Origin of the sequence: Fibrobacter sp. UWB2 (assembly GCF_002210425.1) — a bacterium.
In the GTDB taxonomy this organism is placed as follows: Bacteria; Fibrobacterota; Fibrobacteria; order Fibrobacterales; family Fibrobacteraceae; genus Fibrobacter; species Fibrobacter elongatus.
In genome coordinates, this window is sequence record NZ_MWQK01000002.1 from 455,526 (window position 1) to 470,849 (window position 15,324).

General features: G+C 36.1%; 18 protein-coding genes. 5 read left to right on the forward strand and 13 right to left on the reverse strand.

Annotated features, from left to right (window positions below; translation table 11 throughout):
- Positions 1-602 precede the first annotated feature (602 nt).
- The 6 genes from B7982_RS14765 to B7982_RS05325 form a co-directional block, all read right to left on the reverse strand.
- Positions 603-1,133: a hypothetical protein gene (locus tag B7982_RS14765; RefSeq protein ID WP_144065917.1), complete on the reverse strand. Its 531-nt coding sequence runs from the start codon at positions 1,131-1,133 to the stop codon at positions 603-605.
- Positions 1,134-1,230: 97 nt separating this feature from the next.
- Positions 1,231-2,871, reverse strand: coding sequence for a hypothetical protein (locus B7982_RS05305; protein ID WP_158212965.1), 1,641 nt, complete (start codon positions 2,869-2,871; stop codon positions 1,231-1,233).
- Positions 2,872-3,109: 238 nt separating this feature from the next.
- Complete coding sequence (locus tag B7982_RS05310) at positions 3,110-5,578, reverse strand: hypothetical protein (protein WP_088659846.1); 2,469 nt, start codon at positions 5,576-5,578, stop codon at positions 3,110-3,112.
- Positions 5,579-6,931, reverse strand: a complete 1,353-nt coding sequence (locus B7982_RS05315) for a portal protein (protein WP_158212966.1) — start codon at positions 6,929-6,931, stop codon at positions 5,579-5,581.
- 61 nt (positions 6,932-6,992) lie between these two features.
- Complete coding sequence (locus B7982_RS05320; RefSeq protein WP_088659848.1) at positions 6,993-7,346, reverse strand: hypothetical protein; 354 nt, start codon at positions 7,344-7,346, stop codon at positions 6,993-6,995.
- 49 nt (positions 7,347-7,395) lie between these two features.
- Entirely contained in the window at positions 7,396-8,124 is a 729-nt protein-coding gene (locus B7982_RS05325; protein WP_088659849.1) for a hypothetical protein, read from the reverse strand.
- Between the two features lie 195 nt (positions 8,125-8,319).
- Between B7982_RS05325 and B7982_RS05330 the strand changes: the two genes are divergently transcribed.
- The 5 genes from B7982_RS05330 to B7982_RS05350 all read left to right on the forward strand — a co-directional run bounded on the left by B7982_RS05330 (position 8,320) and on the right by B7982_RS05350 (position 11,502).
- Positions 8,320-9,288, forward strand: a complete 969-nt coding sequence (locus B7982_RS05330; protein WP_088659850.1) for an adenine-specific methyltransferase EcoRI family protein — start codon at positions 8,320-8,322, stop codon at positions 9,286-9,288.
- Positions 9,289-9,296: 8 nt separating this feature from the next.
- A complete protein-coding gene (locus B7982_RS05335) occupies positions 9,297-10,391 on the forward strand; it encodes a DUF262 domain-containing protein (RefSeq protein WP_088659851.1) in 1,095 nt (364 codons plus the stop codon).
- Complete coding sequence (locus B7982_RS05340; protein WP_088659852.1) at positions 10,388-10,681, forward strand: hypothetical protein; 294 nt, start codon at positions 10,388-10,390, stop codon at positions 10,679-10,681. Before B7982_RS05335 ends, B7982_RS05340 begins: the two co-directional genes overlap by 4 nt.
- Positions 10,682-10,683: 2 nt before the next feature.
- Positions 10,684-11,106 carry a hypothetical protein gene (locus B7982_RS05345; RefSeq protein ID WP_088659853.1) on the forward strand — a complete coding sequence of 141 codons (423 nt, stop codon included), beginning with the start codon at positions 10,684-10,686 and terminating at the stop codon, positions 11,104-11,106.
- A 102-nt stretch (positions 11,107-11,208) separates the two neighbouring features.
- On the forward strand, positions 11,209-11,502 hold the full coding sequence (locus B7982_RS05350; RefSeq protein WP_088659854.1) for a hypothetical protein: 294 nt from the start codon (positions 11,209-11,211) through the stop codon (positions 11,500-11,502).
- A gap of 127 nt (positions 11,503-11,629) precedes the next feature.
- Here the strand turns inward: B7982_RS05350 and B7982_RS05355 are convergent, their stop codons facing one another.
- The 7 genes from B7982_RS05355 to B7982_RS05380 all read right to left on the reverse strand — a co-directional run bounded on the left by B7982_RS05355 (position 11,630) and on the right by B7982_RS05380 (position 15,324).
- Entirely contained in the window at positions 11,630-11,917 is a 288-nt protein-coding gene (locus B7982_RS05355; RefSeq protein WP_158212967.1) for a GIY-YIG nuclease family protein, read from the reverse strand.
- Positions 11,918-12,364: 447 nt separating this feature from the next.
- A complete protein-coding gene (locus B7982_RS15130; RefSeq protein ID WP_255396735.1) occupies positions 12,365-12,490 on the reverse strand; it encodes a hypothetical protein in 126 nt (41 codons plus the stop codon).
- Between the two features lie 516 nt (positions 12,491-13,006).
- Positions 13,007-13,447, reverse strand: a complete 441-nt coding sequence (locus B7982_RS14770) for a hypothetical protein (RefSeq protein ID WP_144065919.1) — start codon at positions 13,445-13,447, stop codon at positions 13,007-13,009.
- Between the two features lie 509 nt (positions 13,448-13,956).
- Positions 13,957-14,205, reverse strand: coding sequence for a hypothetical protein (locus B7982_RS05365; protein WP_088659857.1), 249 nt, complete (start codon positions 14,203-14,205; stop codon positions 13,957-13,959).
- A 195-nt stretch (positions 14,206-14,400) separates the two neighbouring features.
- Positions 14,401-14,718, reverse strand: coding sequence for a SpoVG family protein (locus B7982_RS05370; protein WP_233138384.1), 318 nt, complete (start codon positions 14,716-14,718; stop codon positions 14,401-14,403).
- Entirely contained in the window at positions 14,718-15,089 is a 372-nt protein-coding gene (locus tag B7982_RS05375; RefSeq protein WP_158212968.1) for a hypothetical protein, read from the reverse strand. The genes B7982_RS05370 and B7982_RS05375 overlap by 1 nt, the downstream gene beginning before the upstream one ends.
- On the reverse strand, positions 15,064-15,324 hold the full coding sequence (locus tag B7982_RS05380) for a hypothetical protein (protein WP_088659859.1): 261 nt from the start codon (positions 15,322-15,324) through the stop codon (positions 15,064-15,066). The genes B7982_RS05375 and B7982_RS05380 overlap by 26 nt, the downstream gene beginning before the upstream one ends.

Here is a 15,324-nt window from a genome sequence, read left to right on the forward strand (position 1 = left end):
TGTCGAATCACCAAAAGCCCTTTTAAAGTCCTTTTTGTTTAAAATTTTAAACATCAGACGGTGCTTCAACATTAAAGTTCTACATAGCCGGCCCCAGCCTCCAAGAAAACTTCACATTTTATATAAGTGTTCAAGCCCTTTTGGAAGACTCCAAACATTCATCATCTTCCAAAACCACATTCACGAAACCACATTTTATTTTAAGTTCGTGTATTCCATTTGATGATTAAGAACGGTTTTTGGTGTTTGGAATGGCGAATTGTGTTTAATGTGGTTTTTGGGTTCGTTTTTGTTTTAGGCGAATTTGTGGCTTTATTTTTCCATTTTCATTCGTTCTGTAAGTTTCGCCACATTGATATTTAAAGCATTGATTCCAGACACGATTTCATCAAGTTTATTGGTTAATGTTTGGGTCTGGCTTTCAATAGATTTTATTCTTTGCTTCAATAATTCACATTCTGTCTTTAATTGGTTGTATTCGCTATTTCGTTGTGTTCCGAGTGGTTTTTCTTTGAAAGTATATGATTAGATAGACCACCGTTCCACACATTACAGAAATGGCGTTATTTGAATTTAGAAGTGTTATTATAATATCTTCCATATTATGCCTCTATGGGGTCTGCAATGATTTTTAAATACATCTGACCATACTTTAGAATGTTGAGTTTCATTGCCTTTGTTCCATAGAAAAGCGTTATATCAAGCGAACCTGTAACCGTTGAAGTTACCTCGTAAGTGTTGAATGTGTAAAGATTGAATGGTGTATTGCTTAAAGATTCATTCACGAAAGAACTCCATTGGTTATCTGGTGTAATTGTCGAACTGGTTCTCATTGACACATAGCCATATAAAGAAGTTGGTGTATTTGATGAAATTCTCAAAGATACTGCATTCATTGTGGCAAGCGCTGTAAATGTCAATCCATTTAAAGAAAAAAGATTGTATGGTGTATCACTTGGGGAAGCTATGTTTTCAGTCGTGATAAACATTTTATTTGTCGTGGCTGAAATTACATTGTTTGTTATCGTGATATTATCGCCTGCGGTTAAAATGTCTTGTTTGTCGCTTAAAGTTCTTTGAATGTTTATCAAGGTTGACGCAGTGTTTGAAGCATAGGTGTTAAAATCATCCAAAGCCAAAGCCCCGAATATTCGTTCTTGCTTGAAGTTTTTCGTTATCGTTCAAGGTTTGAGAAATGTTGTATAAAACTTTGTTTATCTTTGACATGATTTAATCTCCTGAGAATTGAAGAAAATAAAGAATATCTGCGGCATTGTTGAAAGACATATCTGTAGGGTCATATAATCGCCCCTCTGGACAATAACCGTAACGATTATAAGACATCGTGTAATCAAACAAGTAATATGTTGTATGAGCCTGACCGATTATTTCAAGCCCCTTATAAACGACTTCAACATAATATAAAGTGTTTCTTCTTAAATAAAGAGAGCCTTCGCTTGTTTCAGTAAGTGGAAGTGTGTAATGACGGTTAGAGCCTTGGGTTAAGTTTGTATATGCCGTTTCACCAAGTTTATTTCCGTTCAAGTCGAAAATTCCAATTTGAATACAGCCATAAAGCTGAACAGTTCCCACGGCAAAATCCACCTTGGTAATTTGACCTTTTGCGTCAGCCAATCTTTTATAAATGTAACAGTTGTGGTTATCGTGATTTCCTGGGGTTACATCGTGAACATTCCAAGGGTTTGTTCCGTCATTTGCTGAATCTACGAGGTCAATGGTAGAAACTGAAAGTTTTGGATCTGAAGTGTCAGGGGTAAGAACATCCAAATAAAGTTTTCCATTTGACTTGGTTATTTGAACATCTGAATGTTCAGTTGCTTTTAAAACATCTTCCAAATAGCCTGCCGTAGAGCTTGAATCAACTGCAACTTTGTCGTTGCCACTTGAACCACCACCGACTGCACCTTGGTCTATTCTATGAATGTGGAAAATCAAGGAACTTATAGAAAAGTTCTGACTTGGTAAATTAACACTTGTTATGAATGTAGAAGAAACATTCTGGTCCCAACTTAATTCATAAACATGAGTTCCGACGATTGAACAATCTACATTAGAAACCGTGTGTAATGTATCGCCTGTAAATATTCCAAAGTCGTAATAATTCTCTATAGCCGTTGAATTTGAAAGTGTAGCTATTGCAGTAATATGGTAAACACCACCATTTTTCAAGGCTATGTTTGAATTAGAAACATTTATGTTTCCAGAAATCTTCGTCCAAGTAGCACCATTGTTTGAATAAAATTTACCGTATTCGTTTGTTTGAGGAGCAACGGACAAATCAAAAAATTTAACATCGTCTTGTGTTGTTTCAGTAACCGTTATAGATTGGTCGCTTGATTGAATAGCAACATTTGCTCCACCCTGACCAGTTCCAGCAATGGTGTATATTGTATGACCGTCAGAAGCCGTGCTTGCCTGAACGCTTATTGTTCCATCGGTGTTCTTTACTTCTGTCTTAGCCGCAGCAATTTGGGTTCTTAATTCATTGTCTGCCATTTGTCGATTCATTGTTTCAGAAATCAATGAACCCTGAACATTTGTTATAGAAGCGTTGAGCGTATTATAAATTTGGTTGTCGTTATTACTTCTATTTTGAATTTCTGTTTGAATGGCATTATAGAGGGCTTGGTTTCCACTTGTCGAATCATAGAAACCATCTACAGCCCCCTTGGAATTGTCAGAAAACGATAAAGAATAATTGACTTGTGAATCTTCTATATGTGACTGAACATCTATATATTCGTCGCCATTTATAGAAAAAACATAAGTTCCCTCAATAGCAATGCCGTTTGACGGTTGAATGTTGTCGGTCGTCCAAAGGAGGTTTTTGTCCTTGTCGAAAACTTCCAATCTATAACAATAATTGTTGTTCACATAGACGGTAGCCCTGCCGTTATTATCGAGAATAATGTCCGTAGGGTTCAATATTTCACCATTGGGGTCTTTGTAGGTCTTGACAGGATATTTGCCGTTCGTGTCGCTATGGTGATAAACATTCAAGATTCCGAGCGGTGTTTATCGTTCCATTCTTCAAGATGAATTGAATGTTTGGGTCAAATAATAACTGAATCATTTTCAAACCTCAAAATTAACCTGTGTATTTAACGCTATAATATGGTAGAACATCAAGGCTTCCATATGCTTCAATGTTGCCCCAATCGTGATTGTCCGAATCTATTGAAAACATAATTCTAAAATATGCTTCAGAAGAATTTTCCCAAAAAGCCGTTACTTTTCGTGGTCTGCACATCCAATGATAGCCCCCGTCAAAAGCGTAATCTTTGTTTGTTGCAAATGCGTGAACAACGGTGGGATTTCCAATGAAATCTGGGCGGTGCATTGTTTCGTGATGTCCTGTCCAATACATCTCCCTATAGAATCGAAGATTTACTTTCAAATCGTCCATAAACAAGTCTTCATAATCCATTGTTTCGTATTCATTACCATTAACAGACTTTATTGAATGACCAGGGGCTACATAGGGAACTTCTTGAATTGTCGCATAGCCTTCAACACCGTGAGGGTCGCCTACATTTATAATACTTGTAAAGCTACCCATCGGATATTCTGAAATTACTTTTGGTCCAGTATTGCTCTTATATAACCAAATATGATGTGCAGGGTATGGGTCAAGATATAGCGTTGTGCAGTCGTTTCGTGTGAACTTACCTTCACCAAGAGGATCTGACCAAGATTCAGGATATATTGGAATTTTTTCTGTATTCAAGAAAAGATTTCCAATCCAGAAGCAAGTTGTTTTCACGCCTGTTCTATATGGTGTATAATGTTGTAATAAATGTCTGCCACCTATTACGCAATTTTTCATAACGCTATAGATGAAATCTTGAGTTCCATTCAATAGAAAATCCTGAGTCCAAACAGACCCCGAAACGGTCGTGCCTTGAATATCCAAAGCACCCCTTATAACAATGTCACCATTGACTTTGCAGTTTATTAAAGTAATATCGCCCTTGAATGGGTTTGTGTTATCGCCAACAGCCCCCTGTGTAAGCCCTTCACCTATTGAAGAATTAAATACCGTACTGACGGCACCCATTACACAAGAAACATTCTTGTCATGTTCCATTGAGGCGACCCACGAATCGGCAAGCGTTATCACGGCGTTTCCATTTTCATATTTCAAAATTCCAACTTTACAATTGGTCAATGATACAGAAACCGCCCCATTTATCCACATCTTATCTATTACGCAATGTTCAAAAGCTGTCGTGTTATTCACACTTACATAGCCCAAAGAACCGTTTCTATAAGTGATTCCTTCGCCTAAAAGAGCCAAAGCTATATTTGGATTCATCGGCAAAGTTCGCCCCTGCAAATCTATCACGGTGAACCCACAATGACGGGCAGTCAAGACAAAGTTTAAAGGGTGTTCAAAGTTTTCAATGTTCACCGTGCATGTAGAAGCTTCAACGCCTGTATTATTGAAATAATCTTTAAACGGTCTATCTGAAACCACCATATTTCTTAAATAGAAATTGGTTCCAACATTAAGCATGTTTTCGCCTATGAAGTGGCAACCGTTAAAAGTTATGCTGTAGCTATCGTTTGTGTAATCTATTGAACCGTGCCCAATGAAAGTAATATTTGAACAGGTAATGTTCGCATTTTTTACGCTTGTTTGAGAAGACAACTTGTTATAAATGTGAATTGTCTTTGCTCCCGATATAAGCATTTGGAAAAGGTCATAGAAAATAAGAGAATCGACTTCAACATAGCTACCGTTAAAATGAAAGTTTCCAATGGGCTTTGAATTTCTTGCACCTGCAAATTGAATATTCTTACAGGTTACAGTATGGGCAGAACCAAAATCTACTTGGTCTTCTAAAAGCAAAGTTCGGCTTGTTGAGTAATTTGTTTGTATGTTATAATCACCCCTTTTCATCTTGATAACTTTGGGCGACAAAATTCTATTGTCCGTTCCATATTGGTTTGAAGCACCAAATAAAGCAGACATATTTTCCAAGTGTCCTTCATATACACCGTAATATTCAGATGGAATATATGGAAGTGAATGAACAAGCAACCAACGACCACCCGATTGAAGTTGTGAACCAAACACCTGACCGTTATCTACTTGGTCATTTGAATTTTCATCCCAAATGTATGTTCTAGCTCCACAGTCATCGTTTGTATGATAGCCCACGACAGTAATCATTCCCAAGGATGGATCTGCATCCGCTATTGATTCATAGCCAAATAGGATTGAATCCTGATTCCCGCTTGAAATATCAAGCCCCGTGTAATATGTCCTATCATCTGCCCACATATTAGGGCGATTGTCTGTTTTAGGGTCGTCATAATCGCCAATATATTTTTCTTGGTGTACCGTATAGATTTTGTTTTCGAGAATTACATCGTATTCAAGAAAGCCGTTTATGTCGGTATATACAGGATTTTCACAAAGTACAAGTTGGTCGTTTTCATCATAGACATAAATTTTATCAAGTTGGTTTGTGTCTTTCTGATAGAATGAAACTCGACCGTATAAAGGTTTACCAATTAAATCTAATCTTCTGTCTTTGTCGAAAGCTATCATTTAGACCCCCAACTGATTTAAAATTTGTTCATTGTTTTTCTGTTGTATCTTTGCGACCATTCGGGCGTTCTCGTTGTTTTGCTTAAATGCTTCTTTTTCAAGTTCCATAACCCTGTTTGCGTTTTGGTTTTCTGCTTGGGCTTCAAGTTTCATTGCTTCTTTCTGCAATTCCGTTTGGTTATCCATTTGGGCGACCAATAAAGCATTTCTGTTATTTTGTTCCATAGCAAGCAACTGAACATTAAGTTGCTGATTTTGGTTTTTAAGTTCTTGGTTCGCTTGTGCCATTTGTTGAATTTGGTTTTGGAATTGGATTTGCTGTTGCTGAATTTGTTGCTGTAATCGCATAACTTCGGGAGAAACACCATCAAACACGGCTTGATTGAATCGCCTTATAAATTGGTTATCGTCTAATGTCGATGTAATCGCCCCAACCAAATCCATTCTTTTTTCTTCTGGCACAAGTTGAGCCAACTGCATTAATTCGGCTCTTGCTATTTGTCTTTCCATTTGGTCTTCTGGCCCTTGCTCTACAGAAACTTCTACATCATACCCAAGCAACTGAAAGAAAATGTGTCCTGCCGACTTGAAAGATTCTTTTAGATTGTCGAAATAATTTCTGACATTGTTCGTGTATGATTTCGCATTAAGTAGGGCTTCGGTTGCAGTCATTTCCACTTTTTGATCGGGTATTCCAATAGATTCAACACCCGTAATAGATTGAAGCATAGCCAAAGAATTTTGAAGAACTGTCGTTAAGTCGTTGTATTGAATCGTCATGTCAATTCGTGTTGGCGGTTCGTTTTGGTTCTTTCTATCATCGTATTTGTTGTATAACAAAAGCGGATTCACGGACTTGTCGAAATTTTTAAAATATTCTTCATTTCCCTCAATAGCTTCTTTTGTTCCCACCCAAGCGTTCTTCGGTGATTTCGCCAAGCGTTCGCATAATTGGGAATAGCTGTAATCAATAAGTTTTTGTATTGGCTTTGATTGGGAAACAATGCCACGATGACTTAATTTATCGTCTATAAATGTTTCTTCACCATATACGGGGATGATTGGTAATCTATCAATGTTTAGAATAATAGGCTCTTCTAGCAAATCCCTGTTCAATAGCTTATAGACAATAACACCACCGTTTGATTTCACATAATATGTGATTAACGGCAAGGATTGTTCATCATAAGAATCCGAAATATCTATAAGTGGCTTGTCGCCTTTTTCTGTTACGAAATCTTCGCCGTAGGTTTTCTTAATCCACGCCTTAGATTTAATGTCAATGATTATTGCTTGATTTGCGTCCGAACCATCTATTTCAATAGAGTCTGGGTCATAATAGACTTTGGTCACATCGGGAATGGAATAAAGGACGGGAACGGCATTTCCGTTCTTGTCATAATCTATTGATAGATTAAGAAAGCCTAGACCATAGCCGTGTAGAATTTCTTAAAGCCTGATAAATGGACGCTTTGACGGCTGTGGTCGTTAAAAATCTGTTGGCTATATCATTTAACGATTCATCTGTTGTAAGCCAAGAATACGGTGCAGACGAATACTGATTGACAATTGCTCTAATGGTGTTTGATATAACATCAACCGGCATTTTAAGTCGGGATTTTCCAAAACGCTTGTTGTCGTTTTCGTCAAAATGCGAACCTCCTAGAAAAAGCCTATCATCTTTTATTCTATCGTAGAAGTCGCTGAAATAATCGTGTGAACGGTTTTCAAAATCCTTAAATTCTTTCAATAAAGCTTCATCTATCATTCAAAACCTCATAGAATGAAACACCCATTATATAAGGGGTGCTTACATTCTATTTATGAGATGCTTGAATCGTTTTTAGCTTTTCTTTCTTTTCTTTTTCCTTCTTTTTCTGCTCCGCCTTTTCTCGTTCAACCGTTGGCGATATAAAACCAATAACCGCATTATCCATTATTTTAGGAATACTTCTGTTCCAACCATTTTTGTCAACATAAGAGTTTAAATCTTTTTGCTTTTGGGCAAATTTTGAAAATTCTGTTTCGATTCTCCAAAACACTTCAAATTGTTTGTCCTTAGAACGAAAACAAGTATCTGTATTTTTGCCGTAGAAAAATCTTAATGTATATCTGCGGTCAATGGGTGCAATTAAATCTGGAAGTATGAAATGAAGTGTTTTTGAAAAAGTAACCAAAGGCGGTTTTCCTTCATCAACAACTTTCAAATTATCAAACAAATCTTTAATAATTTCCTTGTTTTTTTCTAAGTCTTGGATTTTTTGATGTTCCAATTTTTTGAAATCTGATTTGTGTTCCTTTATGGATTCTGAGAAAACAGAAAAATCGCTTAATTTTGCCCCACGGGAGTTCATATTCCAAGCGGATAATGTCACATAAAGTAATTCTATGAAATCTTCTGAAAACTTCTGTGAGAATTTAAATTCAAAAATTTTGTTATAAAGATAACTTCCTGGGTCGTGAGGACGGTAATGTTCTAATGTGTAATTTAGGGCTTTCTGCAATTCCTTTTTCTTATCGAAAACAGACATGTCGAAATTATCCATATTAAAACCTCTTAATTTGTGTTCTAATATACCTTCTTTTGACAAGTTAAGTTTAAACAGTCAACCAAGACCGTTGGTCAGAATATTCAAAAATGCTGAATAATGCGTCTTTTCTAGCTTTCGTGGAAACACCTGTCAATCATTGACCAATGAAAAAAATTATTTTAATGCCGTAAAATAATGGAGTTTTGATAAATGGCAAGACAGAATAAATTGATGAACAAAGCAAAGAAAGGGAAAAAAGACGAATTTTACACCCAACTTTGCGACATCGAAAAAGAACTTAGAAATTATAAAGACCATTTCAAAAACAAAACAGTTCTTTGCAATTGTGACGACCCTCGTGTAAGTAATTTCTTTCATTATTTCTCTTATAACTTCGAACATTTAGGTTTGAAAAAACTTATCACGACCTGTTATAAAAATCAGGATATGGATTTATTCTCCCAAAACAACGCTGATAGGGCTATTTGGCTAGAATATAATGGTGATAAAAACGGAAATAAAGTGCCTGATCCCGAAGAAATCGGAATTCATTATTTAGAAGGTGATGGCGATTTCAGAAGTAATGAATGTATTGAACTTTTGAAAAAAGCCGACATTGTCGTTACGAATCCTCCGTTCAGTTTGTTTAGGGAATATGTTTCCCAACTTATGGAATTTAACAAAAAGTTTCTTATTATAGGGAATATAAACGCCATTCATTATAAAGAAATTTTTCCGTTGTTAAAAGAAAATAAGGTTTGGTTAGGGACAGGAATGGGACGATGGATTTCCGGTTTTATTGTTCCTGACAATTACGAACTTTATGGAACAGAAGCGAAAGAAAACGAATATGGTCAAAGAATTGTTTCAACAAACAACTGCTTATGGCTCACAAACTTAGACCATAAAAAAAGACACGAAAAATTGATTCTTTATAAAAGTTATAATCCTGAAGAATACCCCAAATATGACAATTACGACGGAATCAATGTGGAAAGAACTGAATATATTCCTATGGATTATGATGGCGTGATGGGTGTTCCTATAACATTTATGGATAAATACAATCCAGAACAATTTGAAATTTTGGGTTCAAGTACAGACTCCATGCCTAAAGGTGCGCCATATATCAACGGCAAAAGAATATATGAAAGAATTTTAATCCGTCGTATTCAATAGGTGGAAAAATGAAAATCACATTAACGAAAGTCACCATAAAAGATTTGGTTAAGGATTATAAAGATGACCCCGAAACAGGTCGTGTTTCTGCCTACGGTGGTCTACTTGACATTCGCCCTCCATATCAACGAGAATTTATCTATAAAGACAAACAGCGTGACGCCGTTATAGAAACCGTTCGTCAGGGCTTCCCGTTGAATGTGATGTATTGGGCTAAGCGTGAAGACGGGACATTTGAAGTTATTGATGGTCAGCAACGCACCATTTCTATTTGTCAGTATGTGAATGGCGATTTTAGCCACTTGTTCAAGTTCTATCACAACTTGCAGAAAGATGAAAAGGAACAAATAGATAATTACGAGCTGTTGGTTTATATTTGCGAAGGAACTGACAAAGAAAAATTGAAATGGTTTGAAACCATCAATATTGCTGGCGAAGAATTAACACGACAAGAGTTAAGAAACGCAGTCTATTTCGGACCGTGGCTTTCTGACGCAAAAAGATATTTCAGCAAAGTTGGTTGTGCCGCACAAAAAATCGGACAAGATTATTTGAACGGTTCTGCTATTCGTCAGGAATATTTGGAAACCGCTATTAAATGGGTTTCCAAAGAAAATATTGAAGTCTATATGGCGAAACATCAGCACGATGATAACGCCAATGAACTGTGGCTTTATTTTAGATCTGTCATAGATTGGATTGATACCACTTTCAAGCCGACCAAGGAAAGAAAGAAACTTATGAAGGGCTTGGAATGGGGTGAATTGTACGAAGCACACAAAGACGATAAACTGAATTTCACCGTTATAGATAACGAAGTAACCCGTCTGCTTTTGGATGATGATGTCACAAACAAAAAAGGCATTTACCCTTATATCTTGACGGGCAAAGAACATTATCTTTCGATTCGTGCGTTTACGGACAAGCAGAAAATCAAGGCGTATCAAAAGCAGCTTGGCATTTGCCCAATATGCAAACAACATTTTGAAATGCAAGAAATGGAAGCCGACCACATTACACCGTGGTGTGAAGGCGGTCCGACAATAGACAACAACTGCCAAATGCTTTGCCGTGACTGCAACAGGCGTAAATCCAATAAATGACGGAAGATGAATTAGAAAAGGTAAATCAAGCGACCTTTATAGAGGACGCCCAGAATGATATTGACGACTTAATGTCTGGACGCATTAAGTCGCCTGAACATTTGGAAGCCGTAACCACATTACTTGATAAACTTTTAGAATTATCTTCTAGCATTGATTCTGTCGCAGAAGAAAATGAACCCCAATTATATAATTTGGTAAATTCAAAATCAATCGAGGAACTTAAAACCATTTTTGACAAGATAGACGATTTTCGGAAATGGTTTAATGAAAATATGAAGGTACTTTAAAAATGAAATATTTCTTTATTTTACTTTTGTCGTTTATAGCCTTGGCAAATTCAGCAGACCATTACAACTTCGAAAATATACGCAAGTGTTCAAAAGTAGAAGACCGTTTGATTTGTTCGCAGAAAAGCTACGATGCAAAAGGATTCGTTTATTTTCCTAGCAAACACAAATTATTTGTTTTCGACAATCACGCAACCGCTACAAGTCTTTATATTTACAAGACTTCAGGCTATGTAATAGGCGAAAACGAAAGGGGACAAGAGGTCTATTCATTCCAAGAAACTGATGATATAGAATCCTTTTCTTGTTATAAAGAAAAAACCGTTCATAGATACTTAGACAAATACGGATTTGAGAAAAAAGAAACCCTAAACGGCAGGGGTCGTGAATTTTGCGAAGAAAAGTTTAATAAGCTGTTGCCGTAAAAATAACTGTTATTTTTCATACAATCAATAATTTTTTAAGCACTTTGTTTAGATTTCCTTTTGGTGTTTGAAATCACGAACAAAACATAAAAAGGAAACAATATGCCAAGAAAAGCAAACTTATACACGGACAACATCGCTCGCGCCCACGACGCTGTGGAAACATGGAAACTTTTGGGCGATGTGTCTGAAATGTTAGACGAAGTATATGATGAACGACTCTTTGAAACCTCCTACGACACAACTTTTCCTGATCAAGCTGCTGTAAAGGCGTTCAACGCAAAATGCGCAGAATTGATTCAGGCTTATAATCAAATGAATAGACTTAAAATTGAAAACGAGATTAAGCAACACGAAGCTGAAATTGCAAGATTAAAATCTCTTATTGAAAAATAAAGAAACAGGGCGAATAAATCGCCCTATTTTTTATAAGCAGTTCGTAAAAGTTTTATAGGTGTATTTCTTTTTCAAGAAACATTCTATAATTTTTTCGGCTGAACTTGATGAACACGAAAAATGTTCGTCAAGCATTCCGCCACCCAACAGCCCTATTACTTGAATAAATTGGATTTTGTGTTTTCCATTGGTTTAGCAGGGCGTGTGCCAGGGCTTCAAAGCCATACATATCGGGAACATCATAAACCCACATCAAACGAGCGTTTAAATCTATTTCGCCATTAGCTTTTAATTCCCTAAAGCGTGTAATAGCATTGTGTGACGCACCTACCTTAACCGTTTTTACATTGTCTATAATGTAGATCTGGCCTTTTTCTTTTGCAATACAATATTTTTCATCAATAAAATTCATCATATCCCAATATAATGGATTGGGTGACTTTGACGGTTTTCTCATATATCGCAAAATTCCTCTATATAAAGACATAATTTCATTGTAGGGAAAATTCGGAATTGCTGGCCCACCAAAATCATTGATGTAATATCTTTTCAAAATTACATTCGATAACCTATGAAGATTTCTGCATTCGTTTTGGTCTTTACACAAGATGTTTGCTACGGGTATGAAGTTAAAAAGATTTACTTTTCTCGCCATAGAATTTGACGAAATCCTGCAATTCTTTGTAATGTCTTGAAATTTCGCCAATAGCCCCATAGCTTTGCCGTTAAGCCTTGAATCACCGCATAGAATAAGGCGAGCTAATATCTCGACACGAAGTAAAAATAAATGTGTATGAAATATTATTGATTGTGTAATCTTTAGCCCAAATGTTTAACCATCTGTAACTCATTTTATCATCTCCTATTTTTGAATATTATATTTTTCTACAAAAGCCCTTGCGTTCGATTGGTCGCCAATCGCCTTTATAAATTCTTCAAGATAATCAAGAACTTCTTTTTTACATTGTTCACATTCTTCATTGTTCACCGAAGAAACATTCCTTCGCTTTGTCTGCTGAGAAATGCTTTCAAATAAATTTTGTAACCCATTTCTGTTTTTGGGGTCGCTTATTATTATGTGTTGGGCGTCCCAACCTTTTCCGTGTCACGAAATATGGCGACAATTTATTTTTAAGTTCTTTCACGCATTTTCTTTTCTCGGTAGCGTACCATTTATACAATTTTTCTTTTATTGAAAGTGGTATTTCAAGCGACCAAACGCCATCCCAAGATCGGACTTTTTCATAAATGCGTTCACGCCCATTTTGTCCGATAGATGTGCAACTTTATCTTTGGTTTTTCTTCATCTTCTATATTGTGGCAACATCGACAACTTACCATCATTACTTTCTTTAGAAAGTCTAAATTCTTGAAGTCATTTTTAAACAATTCCAATGATTCTTCAAAATCCCTTTCCGTGTAAAAAGCATTGATTAAATCATCAACCAATTTGTTACAGGTTGGGGCTATCAAAGCCATATGTTCTTTTAAGGTTGTTATTACATCATCGTACTCGATAATCGTTCCGTGGATAATCAGGAGCAAAGTGTTCTATTATCTCTTGTAAATTATACCAATTAACGAATGTTGAATTGTATGTGTAATTCAAATGCCACTTTATACGAAAATCTTCTATGGGCGATATTGTAACCAATGGAACTCGTTTATAGCCGGCAAAAAATCCATTCTCGTCTTTGACAACGATTTCTTTTGAAGGTGCAAAACATTGTGTGTCAACAAAACGCCCTTTACAAAAATCTTTTATTTGTTTCAATAAATCTTTTGACGAAGTGTCTGTTTCGTATGCTTTTCTTGACTTTATAATACATGTATTATTTAATAATAAATTAGAAGTTGATTTATTATTTAAATATTCTTGTGTACAAATGTCAATTTTTTTTGCTATGCTATTGTAATTTGACAAAAGATAAACAGCCCTGCTCATAACAGAGTGCAAGTTTAATGGCAGGATTTTTATTCCTAGCGATTCTTCTGTTTGTGATATAATGTTATATTCACTTTTTAATTGGGTTCTTGACGGTTGAAGTGTAAACCCATTTCCAAGTTCATACAGCTGTTGTCTTTTACAAGATATATTCGGAATATTCTTTCCGTACTTTCTTCATTTTTTTCTCTCCATATTAATTGTTTGCTAACACCACACACTTAAAGCAATGCAAGCATTTTTGTTCTCATTGTATTTATAAGGATGTGCAGATTCAACATCTACCAACCATAATGTACTTTTAATTTTTTGATTTCAGCACCTTTACACAAAAAATTATTTTTCAAGTTATACTTTTAAAATAAAATCTTGTAGCTTATTCAAGGCTATCAAATCATCACGAGCCGTAATATAGCCTACTTTTCTAAATTTTGCTATATCCCCCTAGAAAAATAAGTTTCAGCGTAAACTTATTTTTCTTGAATGTGAACTTATCTTTTAAGTTCATATCAGCCATAGAACCATCTAATAAAATTGTAATCATAGACATTTTCAAGGAGGTTCATCATTCTATAGGCGGAAGTCATAGAACAATGATATTTGGCGGTGTACCAATTCACGAATGAAGTCGCAAAAATACCCAATTCAACATCATTTTCATAATCGCTTTTCAAAATTTCATCAACCCTCTCCACGGTGGGCTGTTTTACATAGCCAATAGACTTTCTATGTTTCAAAACACCTTTTCCAGCTTTCATAATCACCTCACAATCAAATAAACATTCAATGATGTATGTATTGCGACAAAAAAGACCCGTAAAGCACCCCAGAAACCGTTTTCTAGCCTTGGGCATACAAACACCCCATCGACAACAAAACAAGCCTGAAATGCGTATTAGACGAAAAAACCGTGGTCAATGACCACGGTTTAATGATTTGATAGGGGTTTCAATCTATTTTGATTTCAAATTCCCATATTTCTCCAAGACACAACTTTCGATGTGTTCCCGAAGTTCCCTTGTCATAGGGTTGACGGAATATCGAAATTCCTCACCCTTGAAGAATGGATCTGTGGGAAAGCCCACAAACAAGCCATTTTCACCATTCATAACACGAAGCCCACGAATTAGAATTTGGTCATTCAAAATGATTGTCGCCAATCCTTTTACATTTCCAAGTTCTGCGCCTTCCACAAATGGGAACACTTCCACTTTTGTAACGGTTAGACAATCGAACATTTCGGATTTTTCCACTTGCTTCATTTTACGCATTATTTACGCCCCTCCAAAACTTCTTTCTTGGTACGACGGCGACGGCGTTTCTTTTTTTCGGGTTCTACAGGAGCCATAGAAACAATAGGTTCATTGGGCTTAACTTCCGATGGGCTTGTTATGGGTTCGGCAACCACATTTTTTGTAGGCTTGTTTCCAAGACTTCCAAAAGAAGTATTGATGCTGAAATCGCCAATTTTTCCAAGTTCGCCATATGCGACTTCTTCGATTTTTGAAATGATACGACCAACCGCAATGGAGGTTACATCGTCAGCAGTTTCGATTTGGAATGTGATTTTGAAGTTTTTCATGTTGTATTTTCCTTTTTGGTTTTGGGTTGTTGATTTATTTGGATAAGACAATTTCGTCATCGTCTGAAATTTCACAGCCAATGTCTTTGTTTATGCGTTCAATCATATCGAAAGACACACACAGCAAATGGTTGTAATCTTTTGATTTGGCATCTTTCAAATAATCGGCTTTGATAGCTTCATATTCATCTTCTGCAAGTTCCATTGCTTGACGCTCGTTTTTAAGGGCTTGGCACACATAAGACATAATGGAATTTGCGTTTCCGTTTACACCAATGAGGGTATATTTTACCAT

Bases quoted from the DNA above. Each gene is read 5' to 3' on its own strand.
- B7982_RS05380 (WP_088659859.1), bottom strand. From the start codon at position 15,324: ATGGTAAAATATACCCTCATTGGTGTAAACGGAAACGCAAATTCCATT.
- B7982_RS05340 (WP_088659852.1), top strand. From the start codon at position 10,388: ATGACGGAAGATGAATTAGAAAAGGTAAATCAAGCGACCTTTATAGAG.
- B7982_RS05370 (WP_233138384.1), bottom strand. From the start codon at position 14,718: ATGCGTAAAATGAAGCAAGTGGAAAAATCCGAAATGTTCGATTGTCTA.
- B7982_RS05330 (WP_088659850.1), top strand. From the start codon at position 8,320: ATGGCAAGACAGAATAAATTGATGAACAAAGCAAAGAAAGGGAAAAAA.
- B7982_RS05320 (WP_088659848.1), bottom strand. From the start codon at position 7,346: ATGATAGATGAAGCTTTATTGAAAGAATTTAAGGATTTTGAAAACCGT.
- B7982_RS05325 (WP_088659849.1), bottom strand. From the start codon at position 8,124: ATGGATAATTTCGACATGTCTGTTTTCGATAAGAAAAAGGAATTGCAG.
- B7982_RS05355 (WP_158212967.1), bottom strand. From the start codon at position 11,917: ATGATGAATTTTATTGATGAAAAATATTGTATTGCAAAAGAAAAAGGC.
- B7982_RS14770 (WP_144065919.1), bottom strand. From the start codon at position 13,447: ATGAGCAGGGCTGTTTATCTTTTGTCAAATTACAATAGCATAGCAAAA.
- B7982_RS05335 (WP_088659851.1), top strand. From the start codon at position 9,297: ATGAAAATCACATTAACGAAAGTCACCATAAAAGATTTGGTTAAGGAT.
- B7982_RS05345 (WP_088659853.1), top strand. From the start codon at position 10,684: ATGAAATATTTCTTTATTTTACTTTTGTCGTTTATAGCCTTGGCAAAT.
- B7982_RS05310 (WP_088659846.1), bottom strand. From the start codon at position 5,578: ATGATAGCTTTCGACAAAGACAGAAGATTAGATTTAATTGGTAAACCT.
- B7982_RS05365 (WP_088659857.1), bottom strand. From the start codon at position 14,205: ATGAAAGCTGGAAAAGGTGTTTTGAAACATAGAAAGTCTATTGGCTAT.
- B7982_RS05350 (WP_088659854.1), top strand. From the start codon at position 11,209: ATGCCAAGAAAAGCAAACTTATACACGGACAACATCGCTCGCGCCCAC.
- B7982_RS05375 (WP_158212968.1), bottom strand. From the start codon at position 15,089: ATGACGAAATTGTCTTATCCAAATAAATCAACAACCCAAAACCAAAAA.